This is a genomic window from Pseudomonas sp. Root562, from assembly GCF_001427125.1.
GTDB lineage: Bacteria > Pseudomonadota > Gammaproteobacteria > Pseudomonadales > Pseudomonadaceae > Aquipseudomonas.
In genome coordinates, this window is record NZ_LMGK01000024.1 from 245056 (window position 1) to 259175 (window position 14120).

The 14120-nt window shown below is 60.1% G+C and carries 13 protein-coding genes; 5 read left to right on the forward strand and 8 right to left on the reverse strand.

Annotated features, from left to right (window positions below; genetic code table 11):
• Positions 1-68: 68 nt before the first annotated feature.
• Entirely contained in the window at positions 69-980 is a 912-nt protein-coding gene (locus ASD60_RS22645; RefSeq protein ID WP_056856116.1) for a LysR family transcriptional regulator, read from the reverse strand.
• A 106-nt stretch (positions 981-1086) separates the two neighbouring features.
• Here ASD60_RS22645 and ASD60_RS22650 point away from each other — a divergent pair, with 106 nt between their 5' ends.
• Complete coding sequence (locus tag ASD60_RS22650; RefSeq protein ID WP_056856117.1) at positions 1087-1686, forward strand: short chain dehydrogenase; 600 nt, start codon at positions 1087-1089, stop codon at positions 1684-1686.
• A gap of 12 nt (positions 1687-1698) precedes the next feature.
• Here ASD60_RS22650 and ASD60_RS22655 read toward each other — a convergent pair whose 3' ends face one another.
• On the reverse strand, positions 1699-2058 hold the full coding sequence (locus ASD60_RS22655) for a hypothetical protein (RefSeq protein ID WP_056856308.1): 360 nt from the start codon (positions 2056-2058) through the stop codon (positions 1699-1701).
• 173 nt (positions 2059-2231) lie between these two features.
• On the opposite strand from ASD60_RS22655, the gene ASD60_RS22660 reads away from it, so the two are divergent.
• Together ASD60_RS22660 and ASD60_RS22665 are read left to right on the forward strand one after the other, a co-directional pair.
• Entirely contained in the window at positions 2232-2897 is a 666-nt protein-coding gene (locus ASD60_RS22660; RefSeq protein WP_056856118.1) for a COG3650 family protein, read from the forward strand.
• Positions 2898-2992: 95 nt separating this feature from the next.
• A complete protein-coding gene (locus tag ASD60_RS22665) occupies positions 2993-4606 on the forward strand; it encodes an NAD(P)/FAD-dependent oxidoreductase (RefSeq protein WP_056856119.1) in 1614 nt (537 codons plus the stop codon).
• Positions 4607-4804: 198 nt separating this feature from the next.
• Here the strand turns inward: ASD60_RS22665 and ASD60_RS22670 are convergent, their stop codons facing one another.
• Positions 4805-5899, reverse strand: a complete 1095-nt coding sequence (locus ASD60_RS22670) for a PLP-dependent cysteine synthase family protein (protein WP_056856120.1) — start codon at positions 5897-5899, stop codon at positions 4805-4807.
• A 249-nt stretch (positions 5900-6148) separates the two neighbouring features.
• On the opposite strand from ASD60_RS22670, the gene nhaA reads away from it, so the two are divergent.
• Positions 6149-7336 (forward strand): Na+/H+ antiporter NhaA, encoded by a 1188-nt coding sequence (gene nhaA, locus ASD60_RS22675; RefSeq protein ID WP_056856121.1) that lies wholly within the window; start codon positions 6149-6151, stop codon positions 7334-7336.
• Between the two features lie 75 nt (positions 7337-7411).
• Here nhaA and ASD60_RS22680 read toward each other — a convergent pair whose 3' ends face one another.
• Positions 7412-7876, reverse strand: a complete 465-nt coding sequence (locus ASD60_RS22680; RefSeq protein WP_056856122.1) for a glycine zipper 2TM domain-containing protein — start codon at positions 7874-7876, stop codon at positions 7412-7414.
• Between the two features lie 169 nt (positions 7877-8045).
• On the opposite strand from ASD60_RS22680, the gene ASD60_RS22685 reads away from it, so the two are divergent.
• Positions 8046-8282 carry a hypothetical protein gene (locus ASD60_RS22685; RefSeq protein WP_056856123.1) on the forward strand — a complete coding sequence of 79 codons (237 nt, stop codon included), beginning with the start codon at positions 8046-8048 and terminating at the stop codon, positions 8280-8282.
• Positions 8283-8287: 5 nt separating this feature from the next.
• Here ASD60_RS22685 and pdxH read toward each other — a convergent pair whose 3' ends face one another.
• From pdxH to ASD60_RS22705, 4 genes are all read right to left on the reverse strand, one after another.
• Positions 8288-8935: a pyridoxamine 5'-phosphate oxidase gene (gene pdxH, locus ASD60_RS22690; RefSeq protein WP_056856124.1), complete on the reverse strand. Its 648-nt coding sequence runs from the start codon at positions 8933-8935 to the stop codon at positions 8288-8290.
• A gap of 24 nt (positions 8936-8959) precedes the next feature.
• On the reverse strand, positions 8960-10051 hold the full coding sequence (locus tag ASD60_RS22695; RefSeq protein ID WP_056856125.1) for an OmpA family protein: 1092 nt from the start codon (positions 10049-10051) through the stop codon (positions 8960-8962).
• Positions 10052-10165: 114 nt separating this feature from the next.
• Positions 10166-11311 carry a serine hydrolase domain-containing protein gene (locus ASD60_RS22700; RefSeq protein WP_056856126.1) on the reverse strand — a complete coding sequence of 382 codons (1146 nt, stop codon included), beginning with the start codon at positions 11309-11311 and terminating at the stop codon, positions 10166-10168.
• A 232-nt stretch (positions 11312-11543) separates the two neighbouring features.
• Positions 11544-14045, reverse strand: coding sequence for a beta-galactosidase (locus tag ASD60_RS22705; RefSeq protein ID WP_056856127.1), 2502 nt, complete (start codon positions 14043-14045; stop codon positions 11544-11546).
• Positions 14046-14120 lie beyond the last annotated feature (75 nt).

The window sequence follows — 14120 nt, forward strand, 5'->3', positions numbered from 1 at the left end:
AGCGGACGCAGAGCGTCCGGCGAGGCATTCCCACGCAGAGCGTGGGAACGATCATCGACAGTCATCGACTAGCGAAGTCGATCCAGCGCTTCACCGCTGCGCTTGAACCAGCCAATCAAATAGTCCGCCAACACCTGCGTACGCTTTGGCAATCCGCCCTGATACGGATGCACCAGATACATCGGCATAATTCGTGTCTGATAATCACGCAAAAGCCAATGCAAACGGCCGTCAGCCAATTCCGCCGACAGCAAGTAGGACGGCAGGCGCGCAATGCCGGCGCCAGTGAGTACGGCTTTCTTCAACAGGCTGTAATGATTGCTGGCAAACGGCCCCGAAACCCGCACTCGCAACAGTTCGTGCTGTTGGTGATACAACCATTCTTCACGACCACTGTAATGGCTGTTGAGCAGGCAACGATGTTCGGCCAGTGCCTGGGGGGTCTGCGGTTCGCCGTATTGCTCCAGATAGGCCGGGCTGGCACAGGTCATTTCATGCCAGGCCAGCAGCGGACGTGCCACCAGCCGCTGGTCGATGGCCACGTCGGCGCGGATCGCCAGATCGAAGCCATCGCGAGACAAGTCACGGTAATTGTTGTTGAGCTCCAGTTCGATCTGCACTTCGGGGTATTTGGCCGAAAACTCCAACAGCAACCCATCAAAGAAGGTTTCCCCCAACGACACCGGCACCGTCATGCGCACCGGGCCGGCCATGTCGTCCTTCAACCGCGCCAGGGCCTGGCGTGCGCGCTCGACCTGGGTCACCAGTGCCTGCGCCTGCGGCAACAACGCCGCGCCGGCAGCTGTCAGGCTCAAGCGCCGCGTGGTGCGCTGCAACAAAACCACAGAGAACTGTGCCTCCAATTGACTGATGCGTTTGGACAATTGGCCCTTGCTGCAACCCAGTTGCTGCGCAGCCAAGGTAAAACTGCCCGCTTCTACCAATACCGCGAACGCCGCCAGATCATCCATCTCACTCATTGATTGTTTCCAATTGAAAACCAAAGGTTGCCTATTAGTGCGCTTATCCAGATAAAAAACCACTCTAGACTGAGCACTCATTCAATCCACTTGAGGATCAGTACCCATGAAAATTCTTTTGATCGGCGCAGGCGGCACCATTGGTTCGGCAGTCGACAAGGAGCTGTCCCAGCGCCACGAGATCGTGCGCATCGGCCGCAACAGCGGCAATTTTCAGGTGGATATCAGTGACGGTGCTTCGATTCGCAAACTGTTCGAGCAGACCGGAAAATTCGATGCGCTGATCTGCGCCGCCGGCAACGTGACCTTCGCACCACTGGCAGAAATGAGTGAGGAAAGTTTCGCCCTGGGCCTGAAAGACAAGTTGATGGGCCAGGTCAACCTGCTGCTGATCGGCCGCGAGTTCGCCAATGACGGCGCCTCGTTCACCTTCACCACGGGTGTGCTGAGCCACGATCCGATTCGCAGTGGTGCCTCCGCAGCGCTGGTCAACGGTGCGCTGGACAGCTTCGTCCGCGCCGCCGCTATCGAACTGCCACGTGGCCTGCGCGTGAACTCGATCAGTCCGAACGTGCTGGTCGAAGCCATGGGCAAATACGCCCCGTACTTCCGTGGCTTCAAACCGGTTCCGGCAGCGGATGTGGCATTGGCCTACGCCAAAAGCGTGGAAGGCCTGCAAACCGGCCAGACCTTTCACGTAGGCTGACCCGGTTCAAGCTCAATCGACCAATGTGGGCAAAAGGTCTTTGGCGACGGCTTTCGGGATGGAAACCCTGAACTGTGAGCCCAGGACCGTTTGCACTTTCGCGGTAGAGACCTTCCAGCCATTGATCGACAGCGTCAATTGTTGGCCCAGGGAAGCACGAGAAATGTTCTGCATTCTCTCGGTGGCTTCAGGACTGAGCGTGACATTCATTTCAAACGTCGATTGAAGTCTGTCGTCATCCTTCAACAGCACATCCATCCGGGTGAAATCGGTTGCCGAAGACAAATTGATCTCGGCAGCCTGGCTGGCCGTGGCCGCCCCCATCATCACCGGCAACAACAACCCGATCTTCCAGCCCACTGCCTTCTTCACATCCACCCCCTGCAAAAAAGTGACAGCTTACCGTTGGCATCCTGGTATTCGGCTTTGGATTTACCTCAAGTTGTTGCCGATAAATCGACCTCAGATTTGCCGCAGACAAACTCCAGTCTTGTGATGAACGGTCAGCCTGAGTAACGTGGCGGCACTTGTCAGGAGACCCCAAGATGCGCGCTGCCCGTTCCTTAGTTCTCGTTGCCCTGCTTCCTCTATTCGCCGCTTGCCAATTGTTCGATGGCGAGCGTGAGAGTGCTACCCACGTCGGCCAGACCCGCATGCAAGGCCAGTTGAGTGCAGCCGACGGCAAGCTGTTGTTCCAGCCGTGCGGTGAGCAGCGGCGTTATGTGGTCAACGACACGGGCGGCACCAGCGTATTGCAACAGGCCGCTACGCTGGCCGATGCCAAAGGCAAGCTGTTCGCCGATGTGCGCGGGCGGATCGTTGCGGGTGATGGCGACGGCCAGCTCGACCTGCAGCAGTTGTACCGCGTCGAGCGCTCGGGCAATGGATGCGAGGATGCCAATTTCAAATTGCTGATTCTGCGCGCCGCCGGTCACACCCCGGAGTGGAACGTGAAAGTCAGCGGCAAGGGCATGGTCATCGACCGCGCCGGCCAGCCGCCATTGGCAGTGCCTTACGTTGAAGAGCAATTGGGCGATGGCCGCTTCAACCTCAGCACCGAAGCCAATAACCAGCACATCGAATTGTGGGTCGCGCCGCAACGCTGCGTCGACAGCAGCACTGGCAGCATTCAACACATGAGCGCCGAACTGCGCGTCGATGGTCAGGTGCAGCGCGGTTGCGGGTATTTCGGCGGCTCGCGCGACGACTGATCGTTTAAGCCTCACGGGACCGGGCTTTTGGAGCTTATAATCGCCGGCTTCAAACGCCCTGGCGCAGTTGTGCGCCCCGCGAACCGGATCCCGCCATGTTACGAATCACCGAACTCAAGTTGCCGATCGACCATCCCGAAGAAGACCTGCGCCCTGCCATCGTGCAGCGCTTAGGCCTTGCCAGCGATGATTTGCTCGATTTCACCTTGTTCAAGCGCAGCTACGATGCGCGCAAAAAGTCCTCCGAATTGTGCTTCATCTACACCATCGACCTCAACGTTCGCGATGAGGCGGCGGTGCTGCACAAGTTCGCCGATGACCGTAACGTCAACGTGGCACCGGATGTCAGCTACAAAGAGGTTGGCCAGGCGCCGGCCGACCTGAGCGTGCGCCCGATCGTCGTCGGTTTCGGCCCGTGCGGGATTTTCGCCGGCCTGCTGCTTGCGCAAATGGGCTTCAAGCCGATCATTCTCGAACGCGGCACCGAAGTGCGCCAGCGCACCAAGGACACCTGGGGCCTGTGGCGCAAAAGCGTGCTCAACCCTGAGTCCAACGTGCAGTTCGGCGAAGGCGGCGCGGGGACGTTCTCCGACGGCAAGCTCTACAGCCAGATCAAGGACCCGAAATTCCTCGGTCGCAAAGTCCTGCACGAATTCGTCAAGGCCGGCGCGCCGGAAGAAATCCTTTACGTCAGCAAGCCGCACATCGGTACGTTCCGTCTGACCGGTGTCGTGGAAAACATGCGTGAGCAGATTCGTGCATTGGGCGGCGAAGTTCGATTCCAGCAGCGGGTTACCGACGTGCTGATCGAAGACGGCCAACTGGTCGGCGTAGAACTCGATGGCGGCGAACAGATTCATTCCAAACACGTGATCCTGGCCCTCGGCCACAGTGCCCGCGATACCTTCCGCATGCTCCACGGTCGCGGCGTGTACATGGAAGCCAAACCGTTCTCGGTGGGTTTCCGTATTGAGCATCCGCAATCGCTGATCGACCGTGCGCGCCTGGGCAAGTACGCCGGCCACCCGAAGCTTGGCGCCGCCGACTACAAACTGGTGCACCACGCCAGGAACGGCCGTTCGGTCTACAGCTTCTGCATGTGCCCGGGCGGCACGGTGGTGGCGGCGACTTCCGAGCCGAACCGCGTGGTCACCAATGGCATGAGCCAGTACTCGCGCAACGAACGCAATGCCAACTCCGGGATCGTCGTCGGCATTACGCCGGAAGTCGATTACCCGGGCGGCCCGCTGGCCGGGATTGAGTTGCAGGAGCGTCTGGAATCCCACGCTTTTGTATTGGGCGGCAGCAATTACGAAGCGCCAGCGCAACTGGTCGGCGACTTTATTGCGGGCAAGCCGTCCACCGAGCTGGGTAGCGTTGAACCGTCCTACAAACCGGGTGTTGCGTTGGGCGATCTGGCCCTGGCATTACCGGACTTCGCCATTGAGGCCATTCGCGAAGCACTGCCAGCGTTCGAGAAACAAATTCGCGGTTACTCGCTGCACGATGCCGTGTTGACCGGCATCGAGACCCGCACCTCGTCGCCGCTGCGTATTACCCGCAATGAGTCGATGCAGAGCCTGAACGTAAAAGGCCTGTTCCCGGCGGGCGAAGGCGCAGGTTATGCGGGCGGGATTCTGTCGGCCGGTGTGGACGGGATTCGCATTGCCGAGGCAGTGGCGCGGGATATCCTGGGCCTGGAGGCCTGATACGAAATCTTTGAAACAAACACTGTGCCCGTGGCGAGGAAGCTTGTCGGATCGCCGCACCGTCCCGCTGGGCTGCGCAGCAGTCCTTTTTAGGGCCGCTTCGCGCCCCAGCGGGACGGTGCGGCGATCCGACAAGCTCCCTCGCCACGGGTACAGTGTTCTTCCCTTAAGTGAACAGCATTATCTGTAGGAGCGAGGCTAAATATTGGCGCGTAACACGCTCGCCGGCAGCGGTTCACCTCGCTCCGCACTGGCGGCAACCGCCGCCTTCAATCCGCTCAACTCATACCCTTGGTCCTTGAGCCATTTCTGATCGTAATAGGTGTCGGCATAACGCTCGCCACTGTCACACAGAATCGCCACCATCGACCCCGACTCCCCTGCCGCCTTCATATGCTGCGCAGCCATCAACGCGCCGATCAGGTTAGTGCCGCTCGACCCGCCGACATGCCGCCCCAACCGCTCGGCCAGGTAATGCATCGCCGCCAGCGACAGTGCATCCGGCACCTTGACCATTGCATCAATGACCTTGGGCAGGAACGATGCTTCTACCCGTGGCCGGCCAATACCTTCGATCCGCGAACCGTGGTCCAGGCGCAGGCTGGCATCGCCGGTCTGGTAGTAATCGAAAAATACCGAGCGCTCGGCATCGGCGCACAACACCCGGGTGCAATGCTGGCGATAGCGAACATAGCGGCCCAGGGTGGCAGTGGTTCCCCCGGTGCCAGGACTGGAAATCAGCCAGCTCGGTTCCGGGTGCTGCTCGAAGCGCATTTGTTGAAAAATCGATTCGGCAATGTTGTTGTTCGCCCGCCAGTCGGTCGCGCGCTCGGCGTAGGTGAACTGATCGAGGAAGTGCCCGTCGTGCTCGCGCGCCAGTCGCTCTGATTCGGCGTAGATCTGCGTCGGATCGTCAACCAGATGGCTTTGGCCACCATAAAAGGCGATCTGCGCGATCTTTTCCCTGGAAGTGGTCGCGGGCATTACTGCAATGAACGGCAAGCCCAGCATGCGCGCAAAGTACGCTTCGGAAATCGCCGTCGAACCGCTGGAGGCTTCGATGACCGGTGCCCCGGGCTTGAGCCAGCCGTTACACAGCGCATACAGGAACAGCGATCGCGCCAGCCGGTGCTTGAGGCTGCCGGTGGGATGACTGGATTCATCCTTGAAGTACAACTCGATGCCCGGAAAACCCGGCAGCGGCAAAGGGATCAGATGGGTATCGGCGCTGCGCTGAAAGTCGGCTTCAATGATCCGGATGGCTTCGCGGGCCCACTGTCGGTTGTCGCTCATGGTGGTTTTCTCGTTGTATCGGGCAGGAATTGGCCTTGCAACAGGGCTCAATCAGCAAGCTTAGGAAAAAACCTACATTCAGCACAGATACAGCTGCGCTCCAATACGTCGGGCAACTGCTAGGCTCAGTCCTCAGCACGGGAGTGCCTTGTAACGACATATAACAAAAAAGAATATAACTTTTGTTTTAACAACTAACGGGAATTGTTAGGGTGTAACACCTTTTGAATTCACAGATGGAGAGCAACCTTGCCTCTGCGTAGCACTTTCACGCGTTTCTTTCAGTTGGAAGCTGCCAGCGGTCTGTTATTGATCGCCGCTGCCGTTCTGGCTTTGATCATCAACAATTCGCCGCTGTCATGGCTTTACAACGGCCTGTTGGAAACCCCCGTGGTGGCCCAGATCGGCGCGCTGAAAATCGCCAAACCGTTGCTGCTGTGGATCAACGATGGCCTGATGGCGCTGTTCTTCCTGCTGATCGGCCTGGAAGTGAAGCGCGAAGTCCTCGACGGTCAACTGTCCAAGCCGTCACAGATCGTCCTGCCCGGCGCGGCAGCAATTGGCGGCATGGTCGTACCGGCGCTGATCTACTGGTTTCTCAACCGTGACAACCCGCCAGCCCTCAGCGGTTGGGCGATCCCGACCGCCACCGATATCGCCTTCGCCCTTGGCGTGCTGGCGCTGTTGGGCAAACGGGTTCCGGTGTCGCTGAAACTGTTCCTCATGACCCTGGCCATCATTGATGACCTCGGTGCAATCATCATCATTGCGATTTTCTACTCCGGCGCACTGTCGACCCTGTCGCTGGCACTGGCAGCGGCCTGCATCGCGGCGCTGATCGGCATGAACCGGCTCGGGGTGGTCAAGCTCGGGCCGTACATGATTATTGGTCTGATCCTCTGGGTCTGCGTACTCAAGAGCGGCGTGCACGCCACGCTGGCCGGTGTCACCCTGGCCTTCTGCATTCCGTTGCGCACGAAAAACGCCGAGCCTTCGCCACTGCTGACGCTCGAACACGCCCTGCACCCTTGGGTGGCCTACGGCATCCTGCCGTTGTTCGCCTTCGCCAATGCGGGGCTTTCCCTGAGCGGCGTTACCGCCGAAAACTTCACCCACGATGTGCCAATGGGCATCGCCATCGGCCTGCTGTTGGGCAAGACCGTCGGCGTGTTCGGCCTGACCTGGCTGGCGGTAAAAATCGGCATCGCCGCCCTGCCCCAAGGCGCCAATTGGGGCCAGGTGCTGGGCGTGGCGATTCTCTGCGGGATAGGTTTCACCATGAGCCTTTTCGTCGGTTCCCTGGCCTTCGAGCCGGGCGTCAGCGACTACGCCGGTATGGACCGCATGGGAATTTTGACCGGTTCGATTCTGGCGGCACTGATCGGTTATGCGGTCACGGCCATGGCGAGTCGCAAGCGTGATCCTCAGAGCGCATAGCCCTGAGTGTTAAGGCACGTTCATAAAAAACCCCGACCAGTTACCTGATCGGGGTTTTCTTTTACCCAACTACGCTTAGTGAGTAACGCGGCTCGTGCCGTCAACGGTTGCGATTCGAACACGTTCACCCACGCGGAACACTTCGTTTTCCTGAACCTGTTGCACGTAGGCACGCATGCTGCCGTCGTCTTCGCGGACGGTGATTTCCACGCCTTGGGTGCGGGTCAGGCCTTCTTCGGCCGCCGAACCCACCAGGCCACCGGCAACTGCACCGATGACCGCTGCAACGATACTGCCGCGACCGCCACCGATGGCACTGCCACCAACACCGCCAACGGCTGCGCCGGCGAGACCGCCGATCGGGGTTTTGGTGCCTTCGATTTTTACCGGGCGCAATGCTTCGATCGTACCCATGCGAACCGTCTGCACGCGACGCGCTTCGTCACGGGAGTAGGAGTCACCGGTCAGGCTCGATTGGCAACCAGTGAGCAACATCGCCATCGTGGAAAAGGAAGCAACCAGCAGAACAGACTTACGCATAGCATCAACTCCAAAGGACAGGTATTCATTAAACTCCGCAGCTTGACGCCTGTCACGGCATCGCCCGGATAAAAATGATTTCATTCAGTTCCGGTACAGGGCCTGTGCGCGATTTTCATCACACAGTAGCGACCATTTCGGCAATCTGCGCCGCTGCCCGAGGATTTTCATGGATTACTTTATCATCGTCGTGACGACCGTTGCCGGTCTGTACTTCCACTATTGGCTGTACGTACGGATCAAACGCTGGATGGACCGCGACCTGGCACTGGCGTTAGCCGGGAATGACGAACGCAAAAAAGCGTTCATGCTCCAGCAACTGGCGAACGCTCAGGCGCAAAAGATCAAGCGTCGAGACTTGCCGCAATGGCTGGAGGCCGCTGCGGCAGGCTATCTCGAGCGGTAGACTGCTTAGGGTGCCAGGCGTTCAAGAATCCAGCCGGAGCCCTGCAAGCGATAGTTGAGACGGTCATGGAGACGGCTCGGACGGCCCTGCCAGAACTCGATGCGCTCCGGCAGCAGGCGATAACCACCCCAATGTTCAGGGCAGTGTGGCTGGCTATCGCTGAAACGCTGCTCGGTATCCTTGAGCAGTTTTTCCAGTTCAGCACGGTCGGCGATCACCCGGCTTTGCGGTGATGCCCACGCGCCAAGGCGGCTGCCCAAAGGTCGAACCTGGTAGTAGGCATCGGATTCTTGTGGCGTAACTTTCACCACCCGCCCTTCGATCCGAACCTGACGTTCCAGGGTCGGCCAGAAAAACGTCATGGCCCCGAACGGATTCGCCGCCAGCTGTTGGCCCTTGGCGCTGTCGTAGTTGGTGAAGAAAGTGAAGCCCTTGTCGTCCAGGCCTTTGAGCAGGAGGATGCGGCAATGCGGCCGACCATCCGGGTCGACCGTGGCCAAAGTCATGGCGTTCGCTTCCACCGGTGCCTGTTCGGTTTTCACCGCATCGGCGAACCATTGGTGGAACAGCGCAAACGGCTCGGCCGGGGCTTGCGCCTCGGTCAGGCCATCACGGGTGTAATCGCGGCGCATATCAGCCAGAGCCTTGGTCATGGCGCACTCCTTGTGGTCAACGAATCACTTCTTGGTGCTATCGGCGGCGGCGACTTTCTTGGTATCGGTAGCCGCTTTGGCCGGTGCAGTCTTTTTCGCTGGCGTCGCAGTTTTAGCCGGCGCCTTCTTGGCGGCCGCTTTCTTGGCCGGTGCTTTTTTCGTCGCAGGCACGGCGGCCTTCTTGGCGGCTGGGGCCGGGGTCACAGGCTTGGCCACCGGTTTGATGTCCTGCGCTGCCACCAGGGTGACCGGCGCCGGAGCCGGCATATTGTACTTGCTCAGCAAGGCAACCATGGTGTTTTGCGGGGTCACCAGCAGTTCCACGCGACGGTTCAAGGCGCGTCCTTCAACGCTGTCGTTGGCGGCACGCGGGGCTTCGCCACCCATGCCGCGCAGCATCAGGCGATCACGTTGCAGACCACTGAGACGGAAAATCGCCGCAACAGCCTGGGCACGCTCCTGGCTCAACTTGACGTTGGCGGGCGCTGCACCCGAGGTGTCGCTGTGACCGAGTACCAACACGGCAGTCTTGGGATCGACTTCGAGAATTTTCGCGACCCGGGTGAACGGGCCGAGGGTCACCGGCAGCAACATCGCCGGACGATCCGGGTTGAACGAGCCTTCGACAGGCGCCGTCACTACCAGCACGTTTTCACGGCGCTCGAGTTGCAGGTTGCTGTCCTTGATCGCGGTACGCAGACGCGGCTCGTACTCGTCGAGCCAGGCCTGGGTGACTTTCGGATCCGGCATTGGCACGACTTTGGCGGCGCTCTGCTCTTTGCCGCCGAACGGCCACCACCATTTGCCGCCTGCATCGGCATCGGCCTTGGCTACTGCGGCAGGTTTGGCTTCAGGCTTTGATTCCGGCTTGGCAGCAGACTTGCTCGCGTCGTCATCGGAACCGAACGGCCAGTACCAGGGGCTGGTGCTTTCAGTCTTGGCTACCGCCGCGCTGGCGGCAGGCTTCACGGGAGTTGGGGCAGGTTCTTTTGCGGCGACTTTGTCGGAAGATCCGAACGGCCACCAGCTGCCGCCATCCGCATCATTTTTAGGATTCTGTGCGCAACCGGTAATAGCGAAGCACAGTGCCAAAGCGAGGGTTGGTTTGGTTGACATTGGATATCCACAAAAATGAAGTCATAAAAAATCAGGCCGGATCGGCCCGCATAAACAGACGCTTTGAAACTGAAAAGGCTTTCGGGTTCCAGCTCCGGGAACCTTCAGCGGGTTTTACAGACAAGTGGCCAGTACCCGCACAAGCTTTTGTGCGCGCGGATCCATCAAGACGTACGGCCCCAGTGTATTTGTCACAAAACCGAAAGCCACATCGTGCTCCGGGTCAGCAAAACCAATGGAGCCACCTGCGCCCGGATGCCCGAACGCTCGTGGACCCAGACCGAATGTCGCGTTGGGCACATCCGGTTGATCGAGCATGCAACCCAGACCGAATCGGGTCCGGGTCAGTAGTGTCTTGTCCTCGCCGAGGCTGTGCTCGCGGGTCAACTCGTCGAGCATCTCGCCTTCGAGCAAGCTGCCGTCCAGCAAACCGGCGTAAAAACCGGCCAGGCTTCGGGCATTGCCGTGACCATTGGCTGCGGGTTGCTGCATGCGCCGCCATTCCGGTTTGTTGGTGCTGGTGAGGACCGACGGCGGGTTGGTGAACGCGCGCGTGGTCATGGCCGTGGGTTCGCGCATGGTCACTTGCAACAGGCGTTGGGCAGCGGCGTCGCCGACATTGCCTTTGCCGCGAGCGATATGCGCCACGCGATGGAACTCTTCGTCCGCCAGACCGACGTGGAAATCCAGGCCCAATGGCTTGGCGACCCGCGCCACGATCGATTCACCTGGCCCACGACCATCGGCGCGTCGCAGCAATTCGCCGATCAGCCAGCCATAGGTGATTGCCGCATATCCGTGACCTTCACCCGGCGTCCACCACGGTGCTTCGGCGGCCAGGGCGCCGACCATGGTTGGCCAATCGTAAAGGGCTTCGGGCGCCAGCAACTCGCGCAATGCCGGCAAACCGGCCTGATGACAGAGCAGTTGGCGCAGGGTCACGGCTTCTTTGCCAGCCGCGGCAAATTCAGGCCAATAACGGGCAACGGGTGCGTCCAGTTGCAGCTTGCCTTCGGCGACCAGCTGCAACGCAGTGACGGCGGTGAAGGTTTTGGTGCAAGAAAACAGGTTGGCGATGGTGTCGCTGTGCCAGGCCTCGGCGCCATCCTTGTCGGCGGTGCCGGACCAGAGGTCGAGCACGGTTTCGCCACCGATCTTGATGCACAACGCCGCGCCACGCTCCTGGGGATCGTCGAACAGTGCCGCGAATGCCTCACGCACTGCCTCGAACTTAAGCTCGTAATGACCCTGAATCTGCACCCGCAACTCCCCGGATAAACGCTCTACAAAGTGGCCCGCATTGTTCCAGCCCTTGACGGTTTTGGGAACAGGGTCGGGCCGGGCGGTCAATCACCCCTGGAAGTGATCGACAAATTGGCGTCGGCACTGATGCCTTCGCGGGCAAGCCTCGCTCCTGCGGTCATCGCGACCTTCACAAAACCTGTAGGCGCGAGGCTTGCCCGCGAAAAACGATAACGCGGTGCATCTGGACTCAATGCCCCTTGCCGGAATGCCCACCGGCGCCCTTCCCCGGGCCTTTGCCGGCGTTGGCCTCTCTTCCGCCCTCGGCATCATGACTGACCTTGTCCGCCTCGGCTGCGGCTTTCTCGGCCTCCTTGGCCAGCTGATCGACCGCCGCCAGATTGCTTTTGCGCACGCTATCGACAAAACCCTGGAATGGCAGATCAGTGATCCCTACCAGACCAAAATGGCCATTTTCGCCATCCAGCAGACGCCCGGTCACGGGTTGATCGAGGTATTGGAACCAGTGCACCCCAACGATGGACGGTTCGTTCAGAGCCTTTTTGAGGAAGTTCGCATAGGCCGGGCCGCGATCGTCTTCCTTCGCCAATTGCGTCACGCCGCCCCAGAACGGGCCGCGATCAGTCGAGCCGAAGTTGAATTCAGTGATTAACACCGGCTTGTCGAGGCTGCGCAGTTTGGTGAAGTCGTAACCGTCTTGCGGTTGCAAGGTGTACATGTTGAAGCTCAGGACGTCGCAATACTGGGCACAGGACTCAACGGCTTCCGGGGTGGTGATGGCAAATCGACCACCGAGCAACAGCTGGTTCGGGGCGTGCCACTTGAGCGAGTCGGAAATGGTCTTGAAGTAGGTATCGGCGAAGACTTTCTGGAAGTATTTGAAATCGGCCTCGATTTCCGGGTGCTCGGCGCTCGGCAGCGGTGGCACGAACCCAGGGTCTTCCATCAGCTCCCAGGCTGGCAGATCAATGCCCCAGGCTTTCGACAATCCGGCCTGATTGCGGTACTTGTCGCGCAGTTGCTTGAGGAACGCGCGTTTGGCCGGCACGTCGGTGGTCATTTTCAAGGTGCCGTAGGCCAAGGCATATCGGGCTTTCGGGTCGTCGCCGGGACCGGCCCAGGCCAGTTCGTTGTCGGCGTAGTAACCGATCAGCCACGGATCGTCGCGATGATCACGGGTGGCAATCGCTACGGCGCGTTCGGTGGCCATGGCGAAGCGTGGATCGAACGGGTCAGGCATGCCGCCCCACCAGTCGCTACCGGTACTGATGCTGGCGTAATCACCGACGATCGACAGCGGTAAGGTGTATGGCACGCGGTCCGCGTTGGCCAGTGATGGCGCGCTCCAGTTGCCTACGGTGTTGAAGCCCCAGGCTTGCAGACGGTCGAGGGTGTGGCCGGTCCAGCGCTTTTCGTCGAATGCCACTTTGCAGGGTTCGGCGGGTGCCAGCTCGGCTGTTTTAGCGGCGGTCGCGTCGACGGCATCAGTTTTGGCCGCTTCGGCAATACCGGATCCAGCACTTGAAAGCGCTACGGCTGGCTCGACGGCTTTTTCTGCCGTTGCTTCTACCGCGTCTGCCTTGGCGGCTGCCGCAACACCGGCCTTGGTGTCGCTGCCCAGCGCGCAAGGGTCGCCGTACAAACGCTGCAAGTTGGCGCCGTAAAAATCGTACCAGCGACCGGAGTTGTAGCCTCGTCCCTGGTCGACACCATTGCCGCCGCGGTTATCCCCTTCGCCGAAATGGCTGGCCAAAGGCTCCTCAGGCTTGGGCAGGGATTCGAACATCCACTCGCGACCGGCGACATACGTCTGGCTGACGTCCGCAGCGACCGAGTTGACTCCCAACGAATAAAACGGGTGCCCTTCAGGGGTCACCAGATACCAGCGACCATCACGCTTCTCGGTACGGAAAAAACCGCTGGCCTTGAACGCAGGACCTTTGTTCCAGCCGCCGAACTTGTCCAGCGGAGCCTTCTCGCGCTCGGCCAACCAGGTTTTCAGCTGTTGTTGTTCCTTGGCCGCGGCGCTTTTCAGTTGTTCATCGCCAGCGACCTTCTCCGGCCATTTGGCCCGGGTCGATTGACCATAAGCGTCCACCAGGCCGCCATACACCGCTTGGGTAACGGACTCGCCATCCTGCACGCCAAAGCGCTCGAGCAAGATGCTCTGGGCGACTTGCGGTTGATCCATCGACACAGTGACCGACACCACCTGGCGGCGATCCAGCTCGCCGACGCTGCTGGCCAACAGGATGCGCTGACCGTCGACGGACATCGGCATTGGCGGGCCGGCTTTCATCCCCTGATTCAGCGGCGACGTCGGCTGCAGCGGCACCAGCAGAGTTTGCGCCGGACCGGCCGGCAAATCGACACGGCTGACCAGTGTCTTGCCATCGTTGCTCTGAATAGTCACGTACAGGGTCACGGCCCAGTTCATCGCACTCTGGATTCGCAGGCTCATCACGCCCGATTGCGACCAGTCCCAAGCGCCGGTTTGCGGGCTCAGGCGCAGGGTTGGCCTGGCCACCGGGTTGAATGTCACCCGGCGCAGCACCTCGCCCTCGGGGGTTTGCTCGGCGTTGGATTGCGGCAGGCTGGCGTCCTGAGTCGCCACCTGGACCACGTCGGCGGGGCGTACAAAGTTGAACAGCGTCTGTTGTCCGGCGGGAGCCGCCAGCAAGGGCGATGCGAACAACAAGGCAAAAACGGCAGGCAACGAACGGCGAATCATGAGAACGAAATTCTCCCTAAGACCTTCAATGGGCCAATGGAAAAGCGATGGCTGAAAGATAGACAACGCGGCGGG